The following is a 26,312-nucleotide window of genomic DNA, read 5'->3' as shown; positions in this document are numbered from 1 at the left end:
GCAATGCGGGCCAAGGTGCATAACCGACCCTCCCTGTCCGCGACCGGGGTGACGGTGGCTTTTGGCGGCTTCAAGGCGCTGACCGATGTCTCCCTCACCATCACCCCGGGCGCGGTGCATGGGCTGATCGGACCGAACGGTGCTGGAAAGACCACCATGGTCAACGTGTTGACCGGGTTTCAGGCCCCGACGCACGGAACCGTGAAGCTTGGTGAACGCAACATCGGCAACCTCGCGGCGCACGCCCTGCGCCGCGAGGGGGTCGCCCGCACCTTCCAGGCCGGTCGCCTCTTTATCGGTCTCGACGTGCTGGACAATCTTGCGGTCACTGGCGTCGGGCTGGGGCATTCCCGCTATGCATCGGAGGTCGAGGCGCTGCGTATCCTCGATTGGATGGGCGTACGGCATCTGGCCGAAAAGCCCGCGGCGGGCCTGCCTTATACCGACGAGCGTCGTGTCGGCATCGCTCGCGCGCTGATGTTCGCCCCGGCCTTCCTGCTGCTGGACGAACCCGCCGCAGGAATGTCGGAAACCGAGGCCGCCGATCTGGCCGGGCTGATCCGCCGCGTTGCCGACGAACTGGGCACCGGCGTGTTGCTGATCGAGCACAATGTCGAGCTGGTCCTGTCGGTCACCAGCCATGTCTACGTGCTCGACGCCGGGCAACTCATCGAAGAGGGAGACCGCACCGCCATCACCGGGAGCCAGCGGGTGCGCGATGCCTATTTCGGCGCAGATCAGGAGGCCGCGTGATGTCGAAGCTTGGCGTATTCGACGTATCCGTGCGCTATGGCAAGGTTCCTGCGATCACAGACCTGACCTTTCACCTCGAAGAAGGCGAGCGGGTCTTCATCTCGGGGCCGAACGGCGCAGGCAAGTCGTCCTTCCTCAACGCGATCTGCGGCAAGGTGCCCACCATCCACGGCCGGATCGAGATGGACGGCGACCTGTTGACCGGTCTCGCGCCCGAGGCCATCGCCCGGCTGGGCCTTTCCATGGTGCCCGAGGGGCGCGAGATCTTCGGCAACCTGACGGTGGAGGAAAACCTGCGTGTCGGCACCGGCATCCGCCGGGACGCCGAAGCCATCGAAACCGACATCGAGGAAATCTTGGCCGCCTTCCCGATCCTCGGTGAGCGCCGGCGCGCCGCCGCAGGGGCGCTGTCGGGTGGCCAGCAGCAAATGCTTGCCATCGGGCGGGCGCTGATGACCAATCCGAAACTGATGATGGTGGACGAACCCTCGCTGGGGCTGGCCCCGAAGATCGTCGATCAGGTCTATGACACGTTGGTCGCGCTGCAAGAGGAACGCGGCCTGACTCTGCTCATCGTCGAGCAAAGCTCGCTGCGCGCCGCCCGGGTCGGCGGCCGCATGGTGCTGATGCGGGGCGGCCGGATCGTCGGCGAAGGCAATGCCGCCGACATGGCCGACCGCGACGCGCTGGCGCAGGCCTATTTCGGCAATTCCCAACCGGAAGCGGAGGAGATGGCATGACCAATCTCGCCCAACTCTTTTTCGATGCCGCCTCGCTCGGCGGTCTCTACGCCATGGCCGCGCTCGGTATCGCGCTGATCTTCGGTGTGATGAACCTGGTGAATTTCGCGCATGGCGAATACATCGCCTTCTGCGTCTTTGCCCTGATCGTCCCGTCAACCGACGCCGTAGCCGTGATGTTTCTCGGTCGTGCCCCGGCGCTGCTGCTCGTGCCGCTGGTGCTCGCACTTGGAGCGGCAATCGCGATCGCTTCGGAATATGCCGTGTTCCGGCATTTGCGGCGGGCGGACCCCGTGGCGATGATGATCGCGTCCTTCGCGCTGGGCTTCGTGCTCCGCAACGCGCTGCTGGCGGCATATGGCGGTCGCCCCAAGGCGATCAGCCTCTGGCCCGACCTTAACACGCCAGTCAGCATCGCCGGAGCCGACGTGCCGCTGCTGCAACTCATCGTCATCCTGACCACGCTTCTGGTGGTCGCGGGTTTGGCGGCCCTGCTGAAGAAAACCCGGCTGGGTCTCGAGATGCGGGCGGCCGCCGAGAATTTCACCATGGCGCGGCTGTTGGGCGTGAAGGCCAATGTGGTCATCACCGGCGCCTTCGCGCTGTCCGGCGCGCTGGCCGCCGCCGTGGCGCTGATCATGGCCACCCAGACCGGCGTCGCCGACGTGCGGATGGGCGGGCAGATCATGCTGGTCGCCTTCATCGCAACCGTGATCGGCGGGCTCGGCTCGCTGCCCGGAGCGGTGGCCGCCGGGTTCCTGATCGGCGCGGCCTCGGTGCTGCTGCAGGCCTTCCTGCCGCTCGATGCGCGCCCGTTCCGCGACGCCTTTCTCTATACGCTGGTGATCGTCTGCCTGTTGGCTCGCCCACAGGGTCTTTTCGTGCCGGCCTCTGCCAAGCCGAGGGTCTGACATGACATCGCAACACGCGCGAAACCGACTTGCCGCCTATTCCACGCCGCTGATCCTGTCGGCCATCCTGCTCGCCTTCGTCCTGCTCGTGGTTGTTCTCGGCGACAAGTCGCTGGCCCGCACCGCTGCCGAAACCCTTGTCCGCGTGACGCTTGTCGTCGGTCTGTGGATCTTCGTCGGTAATTCCGGCGTCATCAGTTTCGGTCATGCCGGGTACATGGCGATCGGCGCCTATTGCTCGGCCTGGCTGACGCTCAAGCCGCAAAGCAAGGCACTGTTTCTGCCCGATCTGCCGCCCTGGCTGATGGACGCTCAATGGCCGGTCTTTCCCGCCGCCATCGCTTCGGGGCTGCTCGCCGCCCTCGTGGCCCTGCTGTCCGGCGCGGCCATCCTGAGGTTGTCTGGCATTGCCGCTTCGATCGCCACCTTTGCCTTTCTCGCCATCGTCAACACGGTCTATTCCAACTGGGAAGGCGTGACAGGTGCGACCTCATCGGTCGTGGGGCTGACGCGCTATGTCGATCACTGGGTGGCGCTGGCCTGGGCGATCGCCGCGATCGTCGCGGCCAACCTCTACGCCAATTCCGCCTCGGGTCTCGCTTTGCGCGCCACCCGAGAGGACGAGGTCGCCGCCCGCGCCTCGGGCATCGACATGTACCGCCACCGGCTCTGGTCGCTGGTCATCTCGGCCTTCTTCACCGGCATTTCCGGGGCGCTTCTGGGCCACTCCATCGGCGTTCTGAACCCCGACAGCTTCTATCTCGGCACCACTTTCATCTCGCTGGCCATGCTGGTCGTGGGCGGCATAGGCAGCCTGTCCGGCGCCGTGACCGGGGTACTGCTGTTGTCACTGCTGATCGAGCTGCTGGTACGCGCCGAACGCGGCATCACCGTCGGCGGGGCCGAGTTCTCTCTGCCCTCCGGCAGCCAGGAGATCCTGATCGGTGTCGTGATGATCGTCGTCCTGATCCTGCGCCCCGCGGGCCTGACCGGCGGTCGCGAATTCAAGCTACGGCTGACCTTGCCGCGATTTCCGCTCTCGCAAGAGCCAACTTCAACCAACTGAGGAGAGACCAATGATGAAATCCCTGGCATTTGCTTCGGCACTCGCCGCCCTGGCGCTGCCTGCCGCAGCCGAGGACATCACCGTCGGCTTCGCGATCGCGCAGTCCGGCTGGATGGAAGCCTATGACACCCCCGCCGCGACCGCTGCGAAAATCCGCATCGAGGAGATCAATGCGAATGGCGGGCTGCTCGGCCGCAAGATCCGCTGGGTCGAGGCGGACACCAAGACCGACCGCCAGCAATCGGCGCGCGCCGGGCTGCAGGTCATCGACGAGGGCGCCGACATGATGGTGGTGAGCTGCGACTACGACTTCGGCGCCCCTGCCGCGCTGTCGGCCGAGGCGGAAGGCATGGTGTCGTTCTTCCTGTGCGCCGAGGATGTCAAGGCCGGCATCCAGGGCGTCGGGCCGCATTCCTTTTCTGGCTCGGTGCTTGCTGCGGTTCAGGGGGCGACCATGGCCGAATGGAGCCATGCAAGGCGCAATGCCAAGACCGGCTACGTGCTGCTTGATACGACGATCGAGTACAACAAGGGCATCTGCACCGGGTTCGACTGGATGTTTCCGCAACTCGAAGGTACCGAAATCGTCGGGCGCGACACCTTCAAGAACGACGACGCCTCCATCGCCAGCCAGATCACACGCATCAAGGCGTTGCCGGAAGAACCAGACGTGATCATGCTGTGCTCGTACATTCCCGGCGCCGCCTCGGCGGTCCGGCAGATCCGCGCCGCCGGAATCAATTCGCTGATACTCAACGGTTCGGCCGTGGACGGTTCCTATTGGCTGGACGCGACGCCGGATCTGTCCGGTTTCGTAGTGCCGGTTCAGGGTTCGATCTATGGCGACGATCCGCGGCCCGAGGTGGAAGCCTTCAACCAGGCCTACGAAAAGGCCACTGGTTCACGGCCGGCCAGTTCCTATGCCTATCCGGGATATGTTTTGGTGGATCTCTGGGCCAAGGCGGTCGAACGCGCCGGTACCCTCGATGGAAGCGCGGTGACAGCGGAACTTGAGAAGATGAAAGACGAGCAGACGGCATTCGGCCCGCGCAGTTTCTCAAGCGACCTGCATCATCAGAATTCAGCGGAAATGCAGATCATCGAAATCCAGGACGGAAAGCCGGGCGTGGTGGACAGCTGGACCATCAGCAATCCGGTCCCGCTGGACGTGCTTCTCAACTGAAGCTCCACCCCTGAAACCGCCGAGTGCCTCCAGAGTACAGGGTGGCTCTCGGTTCTTTCATCGCATCAGATGCGCAAGACGGAAACACCTGGTAGAGGATCGGGTGACGGTGGGGCCGCGTACCGCGACCCAACATCCGGCGTTTCGCCGCTCTGAGACCCGGTCAGCGTGATCCACCTTGCATAATTGCAGAAAACCCGGTCTTGCGATCTTGTCGCTGTGCATCATCGCAGGTCTTGCGAGCGACCCGACCGTGGAACGACGCGAACGAGGTGCAACTTGCCCCGAACATCACGGATGCCATGGTGAAACACTGCCACGACGTTCCATGATTGCTCGCAACGCCCCGATTGCCATGTATTGTCCGATGGCGTCACCAGCCAGTCTTCGTGATTTAGAACCGGAAAAGGCCAAACTCCAACAGTCGGAGATTGGGGTGCCGTGCACGGATCCTCGGCCTCACGTTGGAAGGGCAGGGTAGCCAATATCAGGTCATCGGGCCTTCCGATATGATGACAAGTGGTCGGAAGCCTTCGCCCAGGACGATCGATTTGTCTTCCTTGCAGAGCGCGGCGTAACCCGCGGCACCGGATGGCGTCGTTGCCAGGCCGATCTTGCAGAGACCGGCGGCGGCGGCGTCTCCCTCTGCCTCGGACAGCGCGACATAGCGCACGCCGCAGCGTTCGAGAGCGGCCCAGGCGACGATAGAGGGTTCCTTGCAATCCAGCCGGCCCATGATCGAGTTCGGCCCGTCGCCCCGAGTCGGTCTTCCTGCGCGATGGCTTGCCTGCAGGCAGGCAGCGGCTGCAGGCTCGACAACGATCAGTTCCGGCTGTTCGGCCCAATTCAGTCGCACCATATGCGCCATGGCGGCGGCAAGGCCACCGACACCGGCCTGCAGGTAGACATGGCTGGGCCAGCGTCCTGTGGCTTCGAAGTCCTGGCGAAGCTCTTCAGCCATGACGCAATAGCCTTCCATCACCCATTTCGGAATCTCCGTATAGCCTGGCCACGTGCCATCTGCCAAAAGCACCGCTCCGGTTCGATCGGCATCGGCGATCGCGGCGGCGACGCTGTCTTCGTAGGCGTCACCAGAGCGGATGACTTCAGCGCCTAGCGCCCTCAGGCGATCGGCAAAGCTGGCCGGCACGGTTCCTGCCAGGTGAATTCGCGACTTGGCGCCAGATGCCCGGGCGCCCGCGGCAACACCAATTCCGTGGTTCCCCGCGCTGGCGCAGACAAAGGTGAAACCCTTCGCAAACTCGCGAACGGTTTCGTCTTTCATCCGCTCGGGCGTCAGCGCCTCGCCCGTTCGCCGTCGCCACGCCCGTTCGAGTATGCGGGCCACGGCATAGGGAGCCCCAAGCGCCTTGAAGGCGCCAAGCCCCATACGATCGGATTCATCCTTGGCGAGAAAGGCGATCCCGTCCGTGCCGATGCATTCGTGAACCGGGGTCGGCGCATAGCCGTCCTGGGCCCTGAAGTATGCAAGGGCGCGTTCGTGGTCCGGAGTGAAATCCAGGGAGTCGGCTTGTGTCATGGCGTGAAACTTTAGCAATTGACGCCGATGCCATTTCTCGAATTTCGCGCCGTTCCCGAAAATGTCTTGCGCAGGAATCGTCACGCCTGCATGAAAACATCATGACGCATCAACCCGACGAAACCGATCTGACGATACTGAGAAGGCTCCAGAAAGACTGCCGTATCGGGCTGGAGCAACTTGCGCATGCATGCTCTCTGTCTGTGCCATCGGTGCAGCGCAGGCTCAAGCGCCTGCGCGACTCCAAACTCATCCAGAAAGAAATCGCCGTACTTGATCCGGCCGGGTTCGACTGCAAGATGACGTTCATCGTACTTGTCGAGCTGGAACGGGAATCGCTGCAGCAGCTCGAAGTTTTCCGCAAGCGCGCCAAGGCCGAACCGCAGGTGCAACAATGCTACTATGTCACCGGGGAGGCGGATTTCATACTGATCTGCACCGCCAAAGACATGCAGGATTTCGAAGCACTCACCCACCGGCTCTTTTTTGAGAATTCGAATGTCCGCAGGTTCCGTACATCTGTATCAATGGAAAGAACCAAAGTTTCTTTGGATCTGCCGATCTGATCCTGCGTCGCCACCGGCGGCATACGCAGCAATGGGCGTCAGTCACCTTTCGTCCGGTTGAACCGGTTCCTTTTGGTGAAACGATCGGTCACGGGCCGTGATGCGAAAAACTTTCTGTCCAAGGGTGCGACGCGCGACGGTTTTCGCGCGCCGGGAACGTGTATCATGCCGTCAAACAACGGGTCAGGAAGGCATGACTGACTTCGAGAAACAGTTGAGGCTGTTGCGGCGGGATCTGCACCAAAACCCCGAGCTGGGGTTTCGGGAGATGCGGACCAAAAGGATTGTGGCCGATCGGTTGAGCGCGTACGGCATCGACGTGTACGAAGGTGCCGGTGTCGTTGGCGTCCTGCACGCCGGGGGTGGAAGCAAGGCCGTTGGCCTGCGCGCCGACATGGATGCGCTGCCGATCACCGAAACCTCCGACCATTGCTATTCCTCCAACCGGCCAGGCGTCATGCATGCCTGCGGGCATGACGGCCACACCGCGATGCTGCTGGGCGCGGCCGAGCGGCTGGCCCGGAACCGCAGCTTTGACGGAACCGTTGTGTTTCTGTTTCAGCCGAATGAAGAACATGGGCTTGGCGCGCGCGCAATGATCGATGAGGGCGTGTTGGACCGTTTCCCGGTGCAAGAAGTCTTTGCCATCCACAACCTGCCCGGAACGCCGCTCGGCCAGATCTCGACCCGAACCGGGGTCATCTGCAGTAGCGAAACCCTGTTCGAAATCGCGATCAGGGGGCGTGGCGGCCACGCGTCGATGCCGCAGACCGGGGTTGACGCAATCACCGTGGGTGCCGAGTTGGTGCTGGCGCTGCAGACGATCGCATCGCGCAAGCTTGCGCCCGCTTCGGGAGTCGTCGTTTCGGTAACCGAGTTTCTGGCCGACGGACAGCGCAACGTGCTGCCGGGAAACGCGACACTCAAGGGCGATTTCCGGGCACGCTCGCCAAAAGATCGCGCGGCCGTGGAGCGGCTCATCACCCAGATCGCCAGGGGCGTGGCGGCGGCACATGGCATCGAAGTGTCGGTCGATTTCGATACGCAATTCGCCGAAACGATCAACGCCGACGGTCCCACCCAGGCAGTCTATCGCGCCGCCGAGGCCGCCGACTGTCCCTTGGTCCGTGACTGCGCCCCGATGAGCTTTTCCGAGGATTTTGCGCAATTCTCCGCCGTCGTGCCGGGATGTCTTCTGCTGCTCGGCAATGGCGAGAGCGGCGCCCATGCCCGGCCGTTGCACGCCTCGGATTACGACTTCAACGACGACCTGCTGCCCATCGGCGCGGAGTTCTGGGTCAGGTTGGTCGAGGACCGTCTGGCAATGCGAAAGGACTGATCGTGGTAGTCGCTCCCAAACGAGGGTTTCCAACCGTCGAGTACTCGGCCCGCACGCGGCGCGCGCAGGCGAAGATGGCCGAGGCCGGCATGGCTGGTCTGCTGCTGACGACCGAACCGGAGCTGCGCTATTTCAGCGGTTTCCACACGCTGTTCTGGCAAAGTCCGACGCGGCCCTGGTTTCTGTTTCTGCCCGCCGAGGGCAAACCCATTGCGATTATTCCCGAAATCGGCGCCGAACTGATGCGCGGAACGTGGATCGAGGATATCCGCACCTGGAGCGCCCCCGCGCCCGAGGATGACGGGATCAGCCTGTTGACCGAGCTGCTTGCGCCCCATGCCGCACGGGGCGACACGATAGGGTTGCCGAAGGGTCATGAAACGCATCTGCGCATGCCGCTTGGCGACTACGAACGGCTTCTGGCCAATCTCGACGGAGTGCGGATAGCTGACGCGACGGGCCTGATCCGAAGCCTGCGCATGGTGAAATCCGAAGCCGAGATCGAAAAGATCGCGCACATCTGCTCCATCTGTTCGCGCACCTTCGCAGGTGTTCCGGAATTCGCTGGCGCAGGCCGACCCTTGGAGGAGGTGTTTCGGGCGTTCCGACGCGAAGGGCTGGCACAAGGTGCCGATGATGTTCCCTATCTGGTCGGCGGGGCTGGCCCGGGTGGCTACAAGGACGTGATCTCACCCCCGTCGCAGCGTTTGCTGGCGCGCGGCGATATCATGATGCTCGACACGGGCGCGACCTGGGACGGCTATTTCTGCGATTTCGACCGCAACTGGGCCATCGGACACGCGGACGACGCTGCGCGCCGCGCCTATGACACGCTCTGGCGCGCGACCGAAGCAGGGATCGAGGCTGCGCTGCCCGGCGCGACCTGCGGGGATTTGTTCCGCGCGATGCAGGGCGTGATCTCCGAGATGGACGATCACGGTGGGGATGTCGGGCGTTTGGGTCACGGTTTGGGAATGCAACTGACCGAATGGCCGTCCCTGGCGGTTTGGGATGGAACCGAGCTTGTCGAAAACATGGTGCTGACTCTGGAACCTTCGCTGGGATACGGGGTCGGTCGGATCATGGTGCATGAAGAGAACATCGTCGTGCGCGCCGGTGGCGCGCAACTGTTGACCGAGCGCGCCGCGCCCGAACTCCCGGTCATCTGAGGTCCGCGATGAAGCTTGATTTCGAAACCGATGGCGGACTCGGCACACGGGCAACTCTGGGCGTGATCGTTCTGGAAACCGACGAAACGCTTGAGCATGAATTTGCCCGTATCATGCGGATGGCAGGGGTCGCCCTGTATCACAGCCGGATTCCGATGGTTCCCGAGATCCGCCCCGATACGCTGGCACGGATGGAGCGGGATCTGCCCGCCTCGGCCGGGCTGCTCCCCCCCTCCCTGAAATTCGACGCCATCGGTTTCGGCTGCACGTCGGCCGCAACCGTGATCGGCTCGGCCAATGTGGCCCGCGCAATAGAAAGCGTCCACGCGGGTACCCGTGTGACCGATCCGCTGGCTGCGATCATCGCCTCGGTCCGGCACCTGGGGGCACGGCGGCTTGGGTTCGTCACACCCTACATTCCCGAAGTGTCCGAAGGGATGCGCGCCAGGCTGGAAGAGGCCGGTTGCGAGATTGCGGGCTTCGGCTCCTTTGAGGAAGGTAATGACCGGGTTGTGGCCCGGATCACTCAACCCTCCATCCTGGCTGCGATCGAAACAGTTGCTGCACAGGCGCCTTGCGATGCGGTTGTCGTGTCCTGCACCAATCTTCGGTGCCTTGACGTCACAGCTGCTGCCGAGAAACGGGTCGGCGTGCCGGTGGTGTCGAGCAATCTCGCCCTTGCCTGGCACATGCTGCGCCTGGCCGGTGTCAGGGATGCCCGCCCCGAAATCGGTCGGCTGTTCGCATAAGCGTGGAGCCGCAAGTGCGACAGAAGGAACACGTGCGAGCGCCACTCCGGTACGGATGAGGATTGCCGCCGGGTGAAGGGGGGTCGGTGCAGGCAAAGCGGATCGCATTGAAGCAGGCAGCGTGAGCCGGCAGCGTCGGCTTCAGGAGCCTGACGATGACTGCGAGACACGAGGCCGACCGTCTCGGGCGGACCCGAGTCGTCCCGGTTCCGGCACCGGTGTCGCGGTTCAGTTCGTGTTTGCGGACACAAACTGTTGTTGCAACTCTTGGCGTGATCTGGATGATCGTGGCCATGACGACCGGATAAACCGGTCCGCCGCGTCCACTCGCGGTGCAATCACAAAAACTGGGGAGACCAAGATGAATATGAAACACTTGATGCTTGCTGTCAGCGCGACGGCGCTGCTGGGGTCCGCTGCATCCGCCGAAACGCTGCGTTGGGCGCGTGCCGGCGATGCGCTGACGCTCGATCCGCATGCCCAGAACGAGGGCCCGACATCGGCGCTGGCGCATCAGATCATGGAGCCGCTGGTGATGCGCGACATGACCGGTGCGATGGTGCCCGCGCTGGCCACCGAATGGGGACCGTCCGAGGAAAACCCGAATGTCTGGGTCTTCAAGCTGCGCGAGGGCGTGACTTTCCACGATGGTGCGGAGTTCGACAGCGAAGATGTCGTGTTCTCGCTGAACCGCGCGATGACACCGGATTCCGACTACAAGGAGCTGCTGGCCTCGGTCAAAGAGGTCCGTGCGCCGGACAAGTACACGGTCGAGATCGAGACCGATGGTCCGAACCCGATCATGCCGAACAACCTGACCAACATGTTCATGATGGACAAGGGTTGGGCCGAGGCCAACAACGCGGTCAAGGTTCAGGACTATGAAGGCGGCGAGGATACCTTTGCGGCGAAGAACGCCAACGGCACAGGGCCGTACAGGCTCGTCAGCCGCGAGCCGGATGTGAAGACCGTGCTGGCGATCAACGAGAACTATTGGGGCAAGGATGAGTTCCCGATGGAAGTGACCGAGATCGTCTATACCCCGATCCAGAACGCGGCGACCCGCGTGGCGGCGCTGTTGTCGGGCGAGGTTGACTTCATCCAGGACGTTCCGGTGCAGGATCTGTCCCGTGTGGCGAACACCGAGGGGCTGGACGTGCGCACCGCACCGCAGAACCGGGTGATCTTTTTCGGCATGAACATGGGCGACGCGGACCTGGCGTCGGACAGTGTCGATGGGGCCAACCCGCTGGCGGATGTCCGCGTGCGCCGGGCCATGTCCATGGCGATCAACCGGGATGCGATCCAGCAGGTCGTCATGCGGGGTCAGTCGGCCCCGGCGGGCATGATCTCTCCGCCCTTCGTGAACGGCTGGGATGAGGCGATGGACAGCTCGTCCAAGACCGATGTCGAGGCGGCCAAGGCGCTGATGGCCGAGGCCGGGTATCCCGACGGGTTCTCGATCACGCTGAACTGCCCCAACGATCGCTACATCAACGACGAGGCAATCTGTCAGGCGGCGGTGGGCATGCTGGCCCAGATCGGGGTCACTGTGAATCTGGATGCCAAGCCCAAGGCGCAGCATTTCCCGCTGATCAACAACCTGGAAACCGATTTCTACATGCTGGGCTGGGGCGTTCCGACCTATGACTCGGAGTACATCTTCAACTTCCTGGTCCACACCAAGGGCGAAAAATACGGGTCGTGGAACGGCACCCGTTACAGCAACCCGGATCTGGACGCCAAGATCGTGGCGCTTGCCTCGGAAACCAACCTGCCGGAGCGTGACAAGCAGATCGCCGAAATCTGGCAGGTCGTGCAGGATGAACAGCTGTACATCCCGATCCACCACCAGGTGCTGAACTGGGGCATGAAGTCGAACATCGGCACGGTTGTCGCTCCGGACGACACGGCCAAGTTTAAGTATTTCACCCTGAACTAGGCAACCGTGGAAACTGCAGGGCAGGGCGCGGCAATCGCGCCCTGCCGCATTTTTTTGTCCGCGGCCCTTGCCGGGTCGCGACACGTCCGTCCAATCCGCTCGGGTTACGGCTTCGTGATCTCGTATCGGGATTTCCTTTACCAACCCACCAAAACCGAGAACACTGGCGGGACAGACAGGGAGTTATCGCCATGATCCTCAGGAGCAGCGCCATCGGTCTGGCCATGCTGGTCGCCGGCACCACGCAAGCCGCCGAATTCAAATGGGCTTCGACCACCGACCCGCAGACGATGGATCCCCACGCCGTGAATTCGGCTCCCGTTCTCGGATTTCTCAACAACGTGTACGAGGGGCTGGTCCGGCGCGGCAAGGACATGAGCGTCGAGCCGGCGCTGGCCGTCAGTTGGGAACCGATCGGAGATGGCGAGGGCTGGCGCTTTCACCTGCGCGAGGGCGTCACGTTCCACGACGGCAGCACATTTGATGCGCAGGATGTCCTGTTCAGCTATCGGCGCGCCTCGGACGCGGCCGCGGACACCCGCAGCTGGTTTGCTCCGGTCAGCGAGGTGAGGGTGGTTGACGAGCTTACGGTCGATTTCATGACTTCGGCGCCGAATCCGCTGTTTCCGTCTTCGATCGCGAACTGGATGATCATGGATCAGGGCTGGGCCGAGGCCAACGGCGCGGCGCTGCCGGACAAGGAAACCGGCAACCATGCGACGATCCACGCCAACGGGACCGGGGCGTTCAGGGTGACGGCGCGCGAGCCGGGTCTGCGAACCGTGCTTGAACCGTTCGAGGATTGGTGGGGAGAGCCCGAGCACAACCTGACCCGAGCCGAGTTCACTCCGATCCAGAACCCCGCCACCGCCGTGGCGGCGTTGTTGTCCGGGGATGTGGAAATGATCAACCCTGTGCCGATTCAGGACGTGGCGCGGTTGCAAGGCAACAGCGACGTTAAGGTGATTCAAGGCATTGAGGCGCGTGTGATCATGCTGGGATTCGATCACGAGGCGGAAGTGTTGAAATACACCGACGACGCCGGCAAACCCAACCCGTTTCGCGACGCGCGGGTGCGCCGGGCCATTGCCAAGGCGATCAATGTCGATGCGATCCTGGCCACCATCATGCGCGGAAATGCCGAGGCGGCCTCGCAGCTGGTCAGCCCGGCGATGAGCGGTTTTTCGGCGGCCAACTCCGAGCGTCCCGCCTTTGACGTCGAAGGCGCCAAGGCCCTCCTGGCCGAGGCCGGCTATGCCGACGGGTTCTCCTTTGGGCTCAAATGCCCCAACGACCGCTATCTGAACGACGAGGCCGTGTGTCAGGCCGTTGTCGGAATGCTGGCCCAGATCGGGATCACCGCCGAGCTCGATGCGATGCCGGTGCGCAACTATTGGCCCGAGCTGCGCGGGGACAACTATGACATGTACCTGCTGGGCTGGAGTCCGGGCACCTTCGATGCCGAGCACCCGGTGCGCTTCCTGGTGGCGACGCCCGACGAGGAACGGAAGCTGGGCAGCTGGAACTTCGGCGGTTTCTCCAATGCACGGATCGATGAACTCTTGCCCATGATCCAGTCGGAACTGGATCAGGCAAGACGGCAGGCGATGCTGGATGAGGTCGCGCAGATCCTTCAGGCCGAACAGGCCTATGTCCCGCTCTATGTCCAGCCGTTGGTCTGGGGCGCGCGCCGAAACATCGAGCTGACCCAGCGCCCGGACAATTTCTTTATCCTGCGGTGGGTCACGGTTGACTAGTTCATCGCACTCCAGGATCGGGACAGTCGGGCCTCGAACCTCGTTTGGCGGCGATATCTTGACCTTCCGATCAGGTCCGGCCTAGACAGGCCGCTCAACGGGGAAAACGAATGTTCGCATATATCGTCCGAAGGATGTTCCAGTCCGTGATCGTGCTGCTGGTCGTGGGTCTGGTCGCATTCTCCATGTTTCGGTTCGTCGGCGATCCGATCGACAACATGCTCGGTCAGGAACGTACGCAGGCCGATATCGACCGGCTGCGGACCGAGCTTGGTCTGGACCAGCCGTTTCCGGTGCAATACTTCAAATTCCTGCAGGGCGCCGTGCAGGGAAATTTTGGCGTATCCTACCGTCAGGGGCGTCCGGTCTCGACGATCATCGCGGAACGTGCGCCCGCCACGCTGGAACTGGCCTTTGTCTCGGGCGTTCTTGCCATCACCTTCGGAATCGCGCTGGGTGTCTTCACGGCGATCCGACGACAAGGCATCGCCGCCAATGTCATCATGACCGCCAGCCTGATCGGGGTGTCCCTGCCGACCTTCCTGATCGGAATATTGCTGATCTACATTTTTTCGGTCGAGCTGGACCTTCTCCCGAGTTTCGGGAGAGGGGAGACCGTCATGATCGGCAACTGGTCCACGGGCTTCCTGACGGCCTCGGGTCTCAAGGCGTTGATCCTTCCCGCGATCACCCTGGGTCTTTATCAGATGACCCTGATCATGCGATTGGTTCGCTCGGAGATGCTGGAAGTCTTGCGGGCCGACTACGTAAGGTTCGCGCGTGCCCGGGGGCTGTCGGACCGGGTGATCAACTTCCGCCACGCGTTGAAGAATACCCTGGTTCCGGTGATCACGATCACCGGGCTTCAACTCGGCTCGATCATCGCCTTCGCGATCATCACCGAAACGGTGTTCCAGTGGCCGGGCGTGGGGCTGCTGTTCATCAACGCGATCCAGTTCGTCGATATCCCCGTCATGGCCGCGTATCTGATGCTGATTTCGGTCATGTTCGTGACCATCAATCTGATCGTGGATCTGCTGTATTACGCCATTGACCCGCGCTTGCGGATCGACGCGAGGGCCACATGACCGATACCGCCGAAACGCCGCAAGTCACGGCCAAGTCGCGCCTGGCCAAGTTCTGGGACAGCGATTTCGCCTGGTCCTTCCGTCATTCGCCCGTGGCGGTCATCGCCTCGCTGGTCGTCACGATCCTCGTAATGTGCGCCATCTTCGCACCGCTGATCGCGCCCTACGACCCGTTCGATCCGGCCACGCTGAACCTGATGAACGGCTTCACGCCGCCGGGCACGCCCAACGCATTCACGCAGGAGACCTTCCTGCTGGGCACGGACGACCAGGGACGCGATGTTTTCTCGACGATCCTGTACGGGTTGCGGATCTCGCTGTTCGTCGGGGCCGCCGCGGTGCTGCTCGCCATGATCCTCGGAGTCATCCTGGGGCTGGTGGCCGCATATTTCGGGGGGTGGATCGAAACTCTGATCATGCGGATCGCCGACGTGCAGCTGACCTTTCCGGCCATTCTCGTCGCGATGCTGATCTTTGGCATCGCCAAGGGCGTGACGCCGCCGGAATACCGCGACGAGATGGCGATCTATGTGCTCATCATCGCCATCGCCCTGTCGGACTGGGTGCAGTTCGCACGGGTCGTGCGCGGTGCGGCGCTGGTGGAAAAGAACAAGGAATACGTGCAGGCCGCCCGGCTGATCGGGCGCGGCTCGATCCCGATCATGTTCCGCCACATCCTGCCCAATGTGCTCAGCCCGGTCCTGGTCATCGCCACGATCTCGCTGGCTCTGGCCATCATCGCCGAGGCGACGCTGAGTTTCCTAGGCGTCGGCGCACCTCCGACCCAACCGTCGCTGGGTACGCTGATCCGGATCGGGCAGGGATTCCTGTTCTCGGGGGAATGGTGGATCCTGTTCTTCCCGGCCTGCACGCTGCTGGCGCTGGCCCTGTCGGTCAACCTGCTGGGCGACTGGCTGCGCGATGCGCTGAATCCCAAGTTGCGGTGACGTAGATGAGCCTTCTGACGATCCAAGACCTCACCGTCGAATTCCCGACCCGCCGCAAGCTGTTCACGGCGGTGGATCATGCGAGCCTGTCGGTCGAACCCGGCGAAATCCACGGCCTGGTGGGCGAGTCCGGGGCCGGCAAGTCCACCATCGGCGCGGCGGTCATGGGGCTGCTGGAACGTCCCGGCCGGATCGCCAGCGGCGAAATCAGGCTGGGCGGTGAACAGATCAGCGGACTGGACGCCGAAGCGATGCGCGGACTGCGCGGCAAGAAGATCTCGATGATCTTTCAGGATCCCCTGACCTCGCTGAACCCGCTCTTCACCGTGCGCGAACAACTGACCGAGACCATTCTGGCCCATCTGGGCGGGTCCGAGGCCCAAGCCAATGCCCGCGCCCGTGACCTGATCGACCGGGTCGGCATCCCCGATCCGGACACCCGGCTGGACCAATATCCGCATCAGTTCTCGGGCGGCATGCGGCAGCGTGTGGTGATCGCGCTGGCACTGTGCACCGAGCCGGACGTGATCATCGCGGACGAACCGACAACGGCGCTGGACGTATCGGTTCAGGCGCAAATTCTGGACCTGATCAAGGAACTGGCCCGGGAACGGCAGGTCGGTGTCATTCTGATCACCCACGACATGGGCGTGATTGCAGACACGACCGACCGCGTGACCGTCATGTATGACGGAAAGGTGGTGGAAAGCGGTCCCACCGCTCAGGTCATGGGCCAGCCGCAGCACGAATACACCAAATCTCTGATTGCGGCCGTGCCACGGCCGACTCTCAAGCTGCGCAGGTTCCCCCAGATCAGTTACGGCGGCCGGGAAACGCGGTTCGCCATCGAGGACATGGCGCGGCACTGGCCCAAGGTGGACAACGACACGTCCGAGCCGATCTTCGAGATCCGCAACCTCACCAAGAAATTCCTGCAGCGCCGCGGCCTGCTGCCCTGGGACCGCACCTATTTCACCGCCGTGGACGATGTGAGTTTCGACATACGGGCGGGCGAGGTTTTCGGCGTCGTGGGCGAGTCCGGCTCCGGCAAATCCACGGTGGCGCGCATGATTGCCGGGCTGTACCCGGTCGACGGCGGCACGATCACCTTTGACGGGCAATTGGTCAGCGACCTGAGCGACAAGCCGGTTCTGGACGAATACCGCAAGAACATCCAGATGATCTTTCAGGATCCGTATTCGTCGCTGAACCCCCGGATGCGCGTCGATGAGATCGTCGCGGAACCGATCCGCCATCATCGCCTGATGGCAGGGTCCGAAATCAAGCGCCGCGTCGATGAGTTGCTGGATCAGGTCGGGCTGGGATCCGAGGCCGGGCTGAAGTATCCGCACGAGTTCTCGGGCGGGCAAAGGCAGAGGATCTCGATCGCCCGCGCGCTTGCCACGCAGCCACGTTTTCTGATCTGCGATGAACCCACCAGCGCGCTGGATGTCTCGATCCAGGCGCAGATCCTGAACATTCTCAAAGATCTGCAGGAGCATCTCGGCCTCACCATGCTGTTCATCAGCCACGACCTGCCGGTGGTGCGTCAGATGTGCGACAGGGTAGCGGTGATGAAGCAGGGCCGGATCGTCGAAATCCAGGACACGAACGACTTGTTCGCATCGCCCCGGACGGACTATGCGCGTGAGTTGCTGGAGCTCATGCCGAAACTCGATGACCTTTCGACCAACGGGCTCGGCTTGGAGGCGTGAAGGGCGTTTTCTTGCCGTCATGCTCAAATGGGCGTCCGGATGGGCGGCGCGCGACAATCCCCGGTCGGTGACGAACGGCGCTCATGTCCGCGAATGTGTCGCTTTGCCCGATCCTGGGAATGACCTCGGTGGTTCGATGTTTCCCGGCCAGCGTACAAACATTCGCGCCGGAACCCAGGTTTCGGACGCGCCGGCTTGATTCAACGCAAGGAAGTGCATCGGTTCCTCGGACAGACTCCGGTCCAGATGTCACAGACAGAGCGTCAGGTCATGAAGAAAACGACAAGCACAATTCTGGTCGCGGCGGCGTTGCTGCTCGCCGGGGCGGCCACGTACTTGTTCATCGCGGAAAACCACGAGGGGTTGCCAGCGGGATTCGTGCAGGGAAATGGCCGGATCGAGGCGGACCAGGTGGAAATCGCACCAACCGCCGCAGGACGGGTCATAGCGGTAGCGGCGGCGGAAGGCAGCCTTGTTGCCGCTGGCGATGTTCTGGTCGAGATGGACACCGACGAACTTTCGGCCGCGCTGGATCGGGCGAAAGCCGAAGTCGCCCTGGCCCGTCAGACCAAGGCCGAGGCCGAAGCCCTGGTCATCCAGCGTCAGAGCGAGCACCGCAGGGCCAAGCACGAACTCGACCGCGCCACGGCACTGCTGACCGGCGACAACATTTCGCAGACCGTCTTCGAGGATCGCGAAACCGCGTTTCAGGTCGCCGAAGCCATTTTGGGAGCGGCCAAGGCGCGGGTTGCAACCGCGGACAGCCGGATCGCGGCGGCCGAGGCCGAGGTTCGCCGGATCGCGGCGCAGATCGACGACAGCACGCTGGTTGCGCCGATTTCCGGGCGCGTCCTGTATCGACTGGCCGAGCCCGGCGAAGTCGTCGGAGCCGGCGAACCGATCCTCACCCTGCTCAGTCTCGAAGACGTGTACATGGATGTGTTCCTGCCCGCCGGCGAGGCGGGGCTCTTGCCGATCGGAGCCGAGGCGCGCATTGTGCTCGACGCCCTGCCTGAGTTCGCCATCCCCGCAACCGTCAGTTTCGTCTCGCCCGAGGCTCAGTTTACGCCGAAGCAGGTGGAAACCCTGAGCGAACGCGAGCAGCTGGTGTTTCGCGTTCGCGTTCGCATCCCCCAGGATCTTGTCGCGAGCCGGATCGAACACGTGAAGACCGGGCTTCGCGGCATTGCCGTGATCCGGCTGTCCCCCGAATCCGAATGGCCGGCCGATCTGCAGCGGCGCATTCCGCCGGAGTTGTTTGAATGAGCGCCACCGCCGCCGCGTCCGCGATCCGGGTGGAAGGCGTGACGCACCGGTATCGCAAGCATATCGCCCTGGACGGACTTTCGCTGGACTTGCCGGGCGGACAGCTTGTCGGCCTCATCGGGCCGGACGGGGTCGGCAAATCGACTCTTCTGGGTTTGGTCACGGGCGCCAAGAAAGTGCAGACCGGCACGGTCAATGTCCTGGGCGGTCCGATCGAGGATCCCGCGCATCGGCGTCGCATCTGCTCCGCAATTGCCTTCATGCCGCAGGGACTGGGCCGAAATCTCTATGCCGAACTGTCGGTGCGCGAGAACCTCGAATTCTTCTCGCGTCTGTTCGGTCAGGGCGAGGAGGAGCGCGATGTCCGAATAGCGGCGCTGTTGTCCGCAACCGGGCTGGCCCCGTTTTCCGATCGTCTGATGGGCAAGCTCTCGGGGGGTATGAAACAGAAGCTGGGGCTTTGTTGCGCGCTGATCCATGATCCGAAACTTCTGGTTCTGGACGAACCGACGACGGGGGTCGATCCCTTGTCGCGCCGTCAGTTCTGGGCATTGATCGACGCGATCAGGCAAGACAACCCGCGGCTTTCCATCGTGGTTTCCACGGCTTACATGGAGGAGGCCGAGCGTTTTGACTGGATCGTCGCAATGGATGCGGGGCGCGCGCTGTTTCAAGGCAGCCCGGCCGAATTGAAAGGCGAAGCCGAAGACCTCGAAACGGCGTACCGGCGGCTTCGGATGCAGGGCAGGGCGCCTGCAACTGCAGATGACATGCCGGTCCGGCACATCGACCCCGAACCGGTGATCGTCGCGCGTGGGCTGACGCGGCGGTTCGGAGATTTCGTTGCAGTCGATGGTGTCGATTTTTCCATCAAGCGCGGCGAAATCTTCGGCTTTCTCGGGTCGAATGGTTGCGGCAAATCGACGACCATGAAGATGCTGACGGGCCTTTTGCCCATAAGCTCCGGCGAGGCGTTTCTGTTCGGCCGGCCGGTTGACGCCAGAAACCGCGAATTGCGCCGCGAGATCGGCTATATGAGCCAGGCCTTCTCGCTCTACGGCGAGCTGACCGTCCGTCAGAACCTCGACCTTCATGCCCGTATCTTCGCGATCACCGACAAGGAGGCGCGCATCGCCGAACTGATGCAACGTTTCGGGTTGAACGCGCATCGCGATACGCTGGCCGCGGCGTTGCCGCTGGGCATCAAGCAACGCCTGTCTCTGGCCGTGGCGGTAATCCATCGCCCGCGCGTGCTCATTCTGGATGAACCCACCTCGGGCGTGGACCCCGAGGCACGCGATGCTTTCTGGGCCTTGCTGGTCGAGCTTTCTCGGGGCGAGGGCGTCACGATCTTCGTCTCCACCCACTTCATGGCCGAAGCGGAACGCTGCGACCGGGTCTCCTTCATGCATGCAGGGCGGGTTCTGGCCGAAGGAACGCCCGACGACCTGATCGCCGCCGAAGGGGCCAGCAGCCTGGAAGGCGCGTTCATCGCGGTGCTGGAAGCCGCCGACCCACCGGCGCGGGTGTCGGCTCCGAAAGTTCCCGATGACGCGAAGAATGTCGGGTCCGGCAGTGGCGTCGGACGCGCCCTGGCCTATGCGCGGCGCGAAGCGGTCGAGGTCTTGCGCGACCCGGTGCGGCTGGCCTTTGCCTTCCTGGGATCCGCACTCCTGATGCTGGTTTTCTGCTTTGGGATCACGCTGGATATCGAGGAACTGAATTTTGCGGTCGTTGACCTGTCGCAAGGTCCGGAAAGCCGCGCCTATGCTTCCGAGATTGAGGGGTCGCGATACTTCAAGAAAACCCCCGTGCTGTCGGACGCCGAAGAAGGCCGCCGCCTGCTGACTGCCGGCGATGTTTCGCTGGTCATCGAGTTGCCGCCCGATTTCGGGCGCGCGCTGCGTTCCGGCGAGCTGACCGAAGTGCTGGCCACCGTGGACGGCGCGATCCCCTTCAAGGGTGAAACGGTCGAAGGCTATGTCGCCGGCCTGCACCAGACGTTCATGAACGTGCAAGCCAGGGAAAACGGCGCGCGGGAAGTCGTGCTCGCCCGGATCGAGCCGCGCTTTCGTTACAACCAGAGCTTCGAAAGCATCGCTGCCATGGCCCCCGCCATGCCGGCGATCCTGCTCATCATGCTGCCGGCGGTTCTTGCCGCGGTCAGCGTGGCGCGCGAACGCGAGCTTGGCTCGGTCACAAATTTCTACGTGACGCCGACGACGCGGCTGGAATTCCTGGTCGGCAAGCAGATCCCATACATCGTGATCGCGTTCCTCAACTTCCTGCTGCTGGCCTGGATGACGGTTTATGTCTTCGGCGTTCCGCTGAAGGGCAATCCGCTGCCTCTTGCAATCGGTGCGTTTCTGTATGTCTGGGCGACCACGTCCTACGGGCTGTTGATCGCCACCATGACGTCAAGCCAGGTCGCGGCGACGTTCGCCACGGCGATTGCGTCGGTCGTGCCGACCATCCAGTTTTCCGGTCTGTTGCAACCCGTGTCGACGCTGGAAGGCGGCGCCCAGACGATCGGCTCGCTCTGGCCGTCCTCCTATTTTCTGCACCTGAACGTCGGCGCCTTCACCAAGGGTTTGAGTTGGGAGGCGCTTGGGCCCGACATCCTGGCGCTTGCCTGTTTCGGCCCGGTATTCACCGCGCTGGCGGTGCTTTTCCTTCGAGCGCAGGAGAAGTGAATGCAAAGGTTGCATTGTATCTTCTGGCTCGGTCTGAAAGAGATGATGAGCCTGCGCCGCGACTGGGTGATGATGGCGTTGCTGGTCTGGTCGTTCACCCTGTCGCCGGTGATGGAGGCGACGGGCGTCGCGAGTTCGGTCAACAATGCGTCGATCGCGTTTGCGGACGAGGACAACTCGCCGCTGTCCCGGTCGCTTGCGGCGGCGTTTTTCCCGCCGGAGTTCCAGCCCGTCGTCCAGATCGAGCCCGGGACCGGTGCCGCGCTGATGGATGCGGGACAGTTCCTGTTCGTCGTCGCCGTGCCGCCGGGTTTCGAAAAGGATCTACGCGCCGGTCGCAGCCCCGAGATTCAGGTGTTGATCGACGCGACCGCGATGGAACAGGCCGGGATAGGTGCAAATTACATCACCAACATCCTGAGCGCCGAGATCCGCCGGTTCGCCATTGGCGCGGATCTTGTGGATCCGCCGCCAGTCGATCTGGTGCTGCGCAGCGCCTTCAACCCGAACCGTGACACGGTGCGCTTCGCCGGCATCGTTGCGCTGATCGGCCAGATCATGTGGCTGACCACGATCCTCACCGGCGCCGCAATGATCCGCGAACGCGAGCACGGCACGATCGAGCACCTTCTGGCAATGCCGCTGACGCCCTTCGACATTGCGATGGCCAAGATCTGGGCGAATGCCGCGGTGGTCCTGGTCGCGGCGGCGCTGTCGTTGACTTTTGTGCTGCAGGGCTCGCTGGGGATCAGCATCGCGGGGTCCAAGGTTCTGTTCCTTTTTGGGACCGCGCTGTTTCTGTTCACCGCGACGGCGCTGGGGGTCTTTCTGGCAACCCTTGCCCGTTCGATGGCGCAGTTCGCTCTTTTGGTGATGCTGACGGTCTTGCCGATGCTGATGCTGTCGGGCGGCGAAACCCCGATCGAGGGTCAACCCGACTGGTTGCAGGTCGGAACGCTGATCCTGCCTTCCCGCCACTACATGTCGGCAAGCCAGGCCATCGTCTTCAAGGGGGCCGGGATTGAAACCGTGTGGCCGGAATTCGTCTGGATGGCTGTTCTTGGCACGGCGCTGCTGGCGACGAGTCTGATGCTCTTCCGACGGTCGGTTGCAGAGGATAGGTAGATCGCGCAACGGCTGCGATGGCAGGTGCCCCGAACGGGTTTTGCTGAACACCGCCCGGTCAATCGCGCCCCCTTCAATTCCGGCCGCGTCGACTTGGGTCGGTTCAAGTGTTACACTTCGAGCGCGGTCAGATCCTCGTGTGCGGTTTGAATCAAATCGCGGCGTTGCCTGTACCCGTCATCAAGCCTTCGAGTCGGGCGATGCGCGTATGGAATGCACCACGCACCGAAGCCCGGGTCGAGGGGATGGAGGTTGCCCGAAGGAAAAAGCCGATGAACCGGAAGCTCACGTGCGATCGCAAACCGCATGGGGAACTCTGGCACGGAATTGGGAGCCTTGTCCGGTGCGCCGGGACGGGGGTGTTCCTGATGACGTTGGCCTCGACCGGCGGACCTGCCGGCGCTTACGACTTTTGCCAAGGTATCGGCGAGGCACGCTATGAGGCGTTCGATGGATCGACCCGGCGCATCGGCGAGGAAATCGGGCACCTGGTGCGCTACGACGCGCCGATGGCGCATCTGGAGCAATCTCTGGCCGTTCTGTTCTTTACCGACGACAACTCGGACCAGGTTTTTCCCTACGCGACATTTGACGCGAACGGCCGCCGCGCGGTCATCTTTCCGGCCCGGTTCGCGCCATTGTCCTGCCGCCTTGCGACATCCATGTTCCTTGCCCATGACGAGGGATCGACCCCTGCCGTCTTTGGCGAAGCCGCGAACCGTGCGGTGGACTGCAAGGCGTCCGGCAAGGACTATGCCACTTGCCTCATCGGTTTTGCGGATGACCTCGAGCGCATGAATGCCGCGCGCTTTGACGCGCTGGATGACGGCGCCCGGCGGTTGGCGAATGCCATCGTGTTCGACGGTCTCGTGCAGATCGGGGCGCATGAGTTGGCGCATCACATCTATGATCATCACCGGGCGCTTCCGGACGGCACGATCACGCGGATCGACGCCGAGTTCGAGGCGGATTTCTATGCGATCAACTGGGCGCTGGAAACGAACCGGGCGTTTCAGAGCATTACCTACTTCTTCACGCCGCTTGGCATATTCGAAGAGGCGTATGATGTCGGTGAATACCATCACTATGAAAGCAGCACCTGCCGCTCGAAGAATGTAAGCGATGCGATCTCGGCGCTTGGCGCCTCGCCCCTCGTTTTGAGCGACATCATTTCCGGTGTCGGACGGTTCGACCGGAGCGACCTGCGCAACGTGTTCGATCAGCTTCGCGATCGCGCGTCGACTGCGCCGCCCGAAGATCAGGGGTGCGGACGCCTCAAGCAGCAAGTCCTGGCCGCGGCGCGCGCGGATCTGTTGCGGGTGGAACAGGTGATCGAAACGCACTGGACCCTGTTCGAAGCCGGTCCGTTCGACCCGCAAAAGCCGCGCCCGCCGCTTACTTCATCGCAAGCCCACGGCGCGTTTGGCGATCTGGTCGCAGCCTTGGAACAGACCAGCGAGCTTGATCTTCTCGTCGGAAAGCTGTTGTCGGATTTTCTCCAACGCGGGCTCCAGACAGACGGTTATTCGATTTCGAGTTCCGAGCGTGACCGTGCCATCGCCATGCTGCGCGAAAGGGGGTCCGGCCGGGCCTATGGCCGGTCGCTCACCGCCTTTGCGATCGCCGCTCTGAACGAACCCGGCGCGATCGATCGGCCGGAAGTCCATCGCCGGAACGCGGCGCTGTTCGCCGAGGCGGTTCGGCACAATCCGGACCTGACCGAGGCATGGGTCTGGCTGGCGATCGGCGCCATGCAGGATGGCGCCTGCGACGTCGCGCTGGATTTCGCGCGCAAATCGTATCACACGGCGAATCCGAACAGCCAATCGCGCGAGAACTCCAAAGAGATGGTGCAACTAATCGAGGCGCTTATCGAGTCCGACAGTCCGCGTTGTTGACTGCGTTCGGCATCAACAAGAGCCCCAACGTTCCGGGGTACGATGGCAAGTGTTCGGAAACGGCAGGGCAGAATCGGCGTCTCTGCGGTTCAATCCTCCTGCTCAGTCAAAAACATGCCCGTGCTGGTACTGCTCGTCCTGACCGGCAGCAGCGGTCAAGGCCGCGACGTTGTCCTTGGTGAAGAATCCGTCGTAGTGATGGCAGCGTTCGATGTACTCGGTGATCAGGAGCGTGTTCTTCGAGTGCTTCGAGAAAATCTGCTTGAGGTTCGGATCATCCTTGCACTCGCCCACCACATGCGCGAGGAAGGGAACCCCTTTGTCTTTCAGCGCGTTGACCACGAAATCCACGTTCTTTTCGCCGCCCGCATGATCGCCGTCCTGAATCTCGACCGCCATGTGATGCAGCCGCCGGCCGTAGTTGCGCACGAAATCCTCCGTAGGCATCGGCAGCTTGTCAAAGCTGTTCACGAAGGACGGGGTGTTGTTGGCGGTGAACACTTTTGCCGGAGATTTCTTGTCGTCATCCACATCCGGGCAGCGGTTCACATTGGTCGATGAGTTCATTTCCGTGATGTTGTAGGCGCCCCAGAAGTAATAGGGCACCATCGTCAGGAACTCCAGGATCGCGTCCTCGCGCTCGCCCGCCAGGATTCGGGTGGCCAAATGGTCGAGGCCCAGCATCAGGGCAGAGGTGCCTTCGGTCTCGCCGAACGCCGCCGCCTCGGCCAAGCGCGCCTCGTCGTCCGCCGTCAATGTGATCTTTTCCCCGAACCCGAGGCTGTCGGAATCGTTGAAATCCAGGGTCGAATAGCCGATGCGGTTGCAGGTGAAATCCGACGGCGTCGAGAACAGATAACCGTCCGCGGTATAAAACCCGTTCTCCGTGTCGCCCGGGTACTCGAAGCGGATATTCTGATCCTCCAGTACCTTGCGGGTCGAGGAGAGATCGCGCGAAGCAAAGATCTCACCCACATATCGCGTGTGTGGCAGCGGGCGCGCCAGCGGGTACATCCGGTTGATGCGCGAAATGAAGTCGTCGAACGTATCCGACAAGGGGGCCATGACGATCATCGCCGGATAGTCGGGATGCGAATGCAGCACATGCGTCCGATGGGTCGGGCCCAGGTACCCGGCCGTGTGCCGATAAGGCGTCATCACGTACAGCTCGACCAGCGTATCCATGACCTTGCCCGGTTCGACCTGAATGACGACGGCGCGCATTTGCCCCACCAGATCGGTCAGGCCGGAGCCATGGCGCCGTTCGTAGATGCGGGGCAGATACTCGGTGAAGAATCCGGAGTTCTTCTTGTCTCCGCGCGGTTCGTAATTCGCGTAGTCAAAGGCCATGCCGCTCTCCTGCACCATCGTTCACGTCCAGAGAACGCGCTGCACCCGCCCGCGTCAAGTTTTGTGGTCTGAATGGCTCGATTTCTGCTTTGAGACTGCCGGTGGGCACCGAATGCGGCAAGCAAGGGGGCTTTGGTAGCCCGGACCGCCAAAGCGATGCAGTCGCACAAGGCTACAGTAATCGGTTCGGTTCATGTCGTGGGTTGGTTCCCGCCCCGGGCATGAGCCTTCCAGCTTCTCCAGGCGTGCCGTACCGAACAGTCCGACATGGGCACCAGCCACCGAAACAGTCCCGGGTCACGCCATGCCGCTTGCGGGCCGCGGGCCGAAAGGAAGCCTCGTCGGGCTCCGATCCGGTCGGGAACGCAAAGCGCAACCGCGATTCAGGCTGAAATCCGCCACTTGGCGCGGTCTGGACCTCCGCGGTTTTGTTTCGCCCCATTTTTGACATTATCGGTGGAAAAAAATGGCGCGCGAATGGAGGCGAGCGATGTCACAGGCCAACACACTAGAGC

At 62.8% G+C, this 26,312-nt stretch carries 20 protein-coding genes; 18 read left to right on the top strand and 2 right to left on the bottom strand.

Going from position 1 to position 26,312, the window contains the following annotated elements:
- Positions 1-3 precede the first annotated feature (3 nt).
- From AC2FNJ_RS15810 to AC2FNJ_RS15790, 5 genes are read left to right on the top strand one after another with little or no spacing between them, the layout of a single operon-like run.
- Complete coding sequence (locus AC2FNJ_RS15810) at positions 4-753, top strand: ABC transporter ATP-binding protein (protein ID WP_496765595.1); 750 nt, start codon at positions 4-6, stop codon at positions 751-753.
- A complete protein-coding gene (locus AC2FNJ_RS15805; protein WP_496765594.1) occupies positions 753-1,493 on the top strand; it encodes an ABC transporter ATP-binding protein in 741 nt (246 codons plus the stop codon). Before AC2FNJ_RS15810 ends, AC2FNJ_RS15805 begins: the two co-directional genes overlap by 1 nt.
- Positions 1,490-2,404, top strand: coding sequence for a branched-chain amino acid ABC transporter permease (locus tag AC2FNJ_RS15800; RefSeq protein ID WP_496765593.1), 915 nt, complete (start codon positions 1,490-1,492; stop codon positions 2,402-2,404). The genes AC2FNJ_RS15805 and AC2FNJ_RS15800 overlap by 4 nt, the downstream gene beginning before the upstream one ends.
- Position 2,405: 1 nt before the next feature.
- Entirely contained in the window at positions 2,406-3,470 is a 1,065-nt protein-coding gene (locus AC2FNJ_RS15795) for a branched-chain amino acid ABC transporter permease (RefSeq protein WP_496765592.1), read from the top strand.
- Positions 3,471-3,480: 10 nt separating this feature from the next.
- Positions 3,481-4,653, top strand: a complete 1,173-nt coding sequence (locus AC2FNJ_RS15790) for an ABC transporter substrate-binding protein (RefSeq protein ID WP_496765590.1) — start codon at positions 3,481-3,483, stop codon at positions 4,651-4,653.
- A 487-nt stretch (positions 4,654-5,140) separates the two neighbouring features.
- Here the strand turns inward: AC2FNJ_RS15790 and AC2FNJ_RS15785 are convergent, their stop codons facing one another.
- A complete protein-coding gene (locus tag AC2FNJ_RS15785) occupies positions 5,141-6,193 on the bottom strand; it encodes a pyridoxal-phosphate dependent enzyme (RefSeq protein WP_496765589.1) in 1,053 nt (350 codons plus the stop codon).
- A 101-nt stretch (positions 6,194-6,294) separates the two neighbouring features.
- Between AC2FNJ_RS15785 and AC2FNJ_RS15780 the strand changes: the two genes are divergently transcribed.
- The 13 genes from AC2FNJ_RS15780 to AC2FNJ_RS15720 all read left to right on the top strand — a co-directional run bounded on the left by AC2FNJ_RS15780 (position 6,295) and on the right by AC2FNJ_RS15720 (position 24,447).
- Positions 6,295-6,759: an Lrp/AsnC family transcriptional regulator gene (locus AC2FNJ_RS15780; RefSeq protein ID WP_496765588.1), complete on the top strand. Its 465-nt coding sequence runs from the start codon at positions 6,295-6,297 to the stop codon at positions 6,757-6,759.
- 193 nt (positions 6,760-6,952) lie between these two features.
- The gene (locus AC2FNJ_RS15775; protein ID WP_496765587.1) at positions 6,953-8,098 is read left to right on the top strand and encodes an amidohydrolase; all 1,146 of its coding nucleotides are present in this window, start codon (positions 6,953-6,955) and stop codon (positions 8,096-8,098) included.
- A gap of 2 nt (positions 8,099-8,100) precedes the next feature.
- Positions 8,101-9,267, top strand: coding sequence for a M24 family metallopeptidase (locus tag AC2FNJ_RS15770; protein WP_496765585.1), 1,167 nt, complete (start codon positions 8,101-8,103; stop codon positions 9,265-9,267).
- Between the two features lie 8 nt (positions 9,268-9,275).
- Positions 9,276-10,016: a maleate cis-trans isomerase family protein gene (locus tag AC2FNJ_RS15765; protein WP_496765583.1), complete on the top strand. Its 741-nt coding sequence runs from the start codon at positions 9,276-9,278 to the stop codon at positions 10,014-10,016.
- 361 nt (positions 10,017-10,377) lie between these two features.
- A complete protein-coding gene (locus AC2FNJ_RS15760; protein ID WP_496765581.1) occupies positions 10,378-11,958 on the top strand; it encodes an ABC transporter substrate-binding protein in 1,581 nt (526 codons plus the stop codon).
- A gap of 191 nt (positions 11,959-12,149) precedes the next feature.
- Positions 12,150-13,715, top strand: a complete 1,566-nt coding sequence (locus tag AC2FNJ_RS15755) for an ABC transporter substrate-binding protein (protein ID WP_496765580.1) — start codon at positions 12,150-12,152, stop codon at positions 13,713-13,715.
- A gap of 110 nt (positions 13,716-13,825) precedes the next feature.
- Positions 13,826-14,803, top strand: a complete 978-nt coding sequence (locus AC2FNJ_RS15750) for an ABC transporter permease (RefSeq protein WP_496765578.1) — start codon at positions 13,826-13,828, stop codon at positions 14,801-14,803.
- Complete coding sequence (locus AC2FNJ_RS15745; RefSeq protein ID WP_496765576.1) at positions 14,800-15,750, top strand: ABC transporter permease; 951 nt, start codon at positions 14,800-14,802, stop codon at positions 15,748-15,750. Before AC2FNJ_RS15750 ends, AC2FNJ_RS15745 begins: the two co-directional genes overlap by 4 nt.
- Before the next feature lie 5 nt (positions 15,751-15,755).
- Positions 15,756-17,465 carry an ABC transporter ATP-binding protein gene (locus AC2FNJ_RS15740; RefSeq protein ID WP_496765575.1) on the top strand — a complete coding sequence of 570 codons (1,710 nt, stop codon included), beginning with the start codon at positions 15,756-15,758 and terminating at the stop codon, positions 17,463-17,465.
- A gap of 270 nt (positions 17,466-17,735) precedes the next feature.
- On the top strand, positions 17,736-18,731 hold the full coding sequence (locus AC2FNJ_RS15735; protein WP_496765574.1) for an HlyD family secretion protein: 996 nt from the start codon (positions 17,736-17,738) through the stop codon (positions 18,729-18,731).
- Positions 18,728-21,424, top strand: a complete 2,697-nt coding sequence (rbbA, locus tag AC2FNJ_RS15730; protein WP_496765572.1) for a ribosome-associated ATPase/putative transporter RbbA — start codon at positions 18,728-18,730, stop codon at positions 21,422-21,424. The genes AC2FNJ_RS15735 and rbbA overlap by 4 nt, the downstream gene beginning before the upstream one ends.
- A complete protein-coding gene (locus AC2FNJ_RS15725) occupies positions 21,425-22,549 on the top strand; it encodes an ABC transporter permease (protein ID WP_496765571.1) in 1,125 nt (374 codons plus the stop codon).
- Positions 22,550-22,917: 368 nt separating this feature from the next.
- Positions 22,918-24,447, top strand: a complete 1,530-nt coding sequence (locus AC2FNJ_RS15720; protein ID WP_496765569.1) for a phage exclusion protein Lit family protein — start codon at positions 22,918-22,920, stop codon at positions 24,445-24,447.
- Between the two features lie 102 nt (positions 24,448-24,549).
- Here AC2FNJ_RS15720 and AC2FNJ_RS15715 read toward each other — a convergent pair whose 3' ends face one another.
- Positions 24,550-25,797 carry a hypothetical protein gene (locus AC2FNJ_RS15715; RefSeq protein WP_496765568.1) on the bottom strand — a complete coding sequence of 416 codons (1,248 nt, stop codon included), beginning with the start codon at positions 25,795-25,797 and terminating at the stop codon, positions 24,550-24,552.
- Positions 25,798-26,312 lie beyond the last annotated feature (515 nt).

It is taken from the genome of Ruegeria sp. BHSB196 (assembly GCF_059613135.1).
This window is presented reverse-complemented; position numbering and strand designations above follow the sequence as displayed.

Bases quoted from the DNA above. Each gene is read 5' to 3' on its own strand.
- AC2FNJ_RS15810 (WP_496765595.1), top strand. From the start codon at position 4: ATGCGGGCCAAGGTGCATAACCGACCCTCCCTGTCCGCGACCGGGGTG.
- AC2FNJ_RS15805 (WP_496765594.1), top strand. From the start codon at position 753: ATGTCGAAGCTTGGCGTATTCGACGTATCCGTGCGCTATGGCAAGGTT.
- AC2FNJ_RS15800 (WP_496765593.1), top strand. From the start codon at position 1,490: ATGACCAATCTCGCCCAACTCTTTTTCGATGCCGCCTCGCTCGGCGGT.
- AC2FNJ_RS15795 (WP_496765592.1), top strand. From the start codon at position 2,406: ATGACATCGCAACACGCGCGAAACCGACTTGCCGCCTATTCCACGCCG.
- AC2FNJ_RS15790 (WP_496765590.1), top strand. From the start codon at position 3,481: ATGATGAAATCCCTGGCATTTGCTTCGGCACTCGCCGCCCTGGCGCTG.
- AC2FNJ_RS15785 (WP_496765589.1), bottom strand. From the start codon at position 6,193: ATGACACAAGCCGACTCCCTGGATTTCACTCCGGACCACGAACGCGCC.
- AC2FNJ_RS15780 (WP_496765588.1), top strand. From the start codon at position 6,295: ATGACGCATCAACCCGACGAAACCGATCTGACGATACTGAGAAGGCTC.
- AC2FNJ_RS15775 (WP_496765587.1), top strand. From the start codon at position 6,953: ATGACTGACTTCGAGAAACAGTTGAGGCTGTTGCGGCGGGATCTGCAC.
- AC2FNJ_RS15765 (WP_496765583.1), top strand. From the start codon at position 9,276: ATGAAGCTTGATTTCGAAACCGATGGCGGACTCGGCACACGGGCAACT.
- AC2FNJ_RS15760 (WP_496765581.1), top strand. From the start codon at position 10,378: ATGAATATGAAACACTTGATGCTTGCTGTCAGCGCGACGGCGCTGCTG.
- AC2FNJ_RS15755 (WP_496765580.1), top strand. From the start codon at position 12,150: ATGATCCTCAGGAGCAGCGCCATCGGTCTGGCCATGCTGGTCGCCGGC.
- AC2FNJ_RS15750 (WP_496765578.1), top strand. From the start codon at position 13,826: ATGTTCGCATATATCGTCCGAAGGATGTTCCAGTCCGTGATCGTGCTG.
- AC2FNJ_RS15745 (WP_496765576.1), top strand. From the start codon at position 14,800: ATGACCGATACCGCCGAAACGCCGCAAGTCACGGCCAAGTCGCGCCTG.
- AC2FNJ_RS15740 (WP_496765575.1), top strand. From the start codon at position 15,756: ATGAGCCTTCTGACGATCCAAGACCTCACCGTCGAATTCCCGACCCGC.
- AC2FNJ_RS15735 (WP_496765574.1), top strand. From the start codon at position 17,736: ATGAAGAAAACGACAAGCACAATTCTGGTCGCGGCGGCGTTGCTGCTC.
- rbbA (WP_496765572.1), top strand. From the start codon at position 18,728: ATGAGCGCCACCGCCGCCGCGTCCGCGATCCGGGTGGAAGGCGTGACG.
- AC2FNJ_RS15725 (WP_496765571.1), top strand. From the start codon at position 21,425: ATGCAAAGGTTGCATTGTATCTTCTGGCTCGGTCTGAAAGAGATGATG.
- AC2FNJ_RS15720 (WP_496765569.1), top strand. From the start codon at position 22,918: ATGACGTTGGCCTCGACCGGCGGACCTGCCGGCGCTTACGACTTTTGC.
- AC2FNJ_RS15715 (WP_496765568.1), bottom strand. From the start codon at position 25,797: ATGGCCTTTGACTACGCGAATTACGAACCGCGCGGAGACAAGAAGAAC.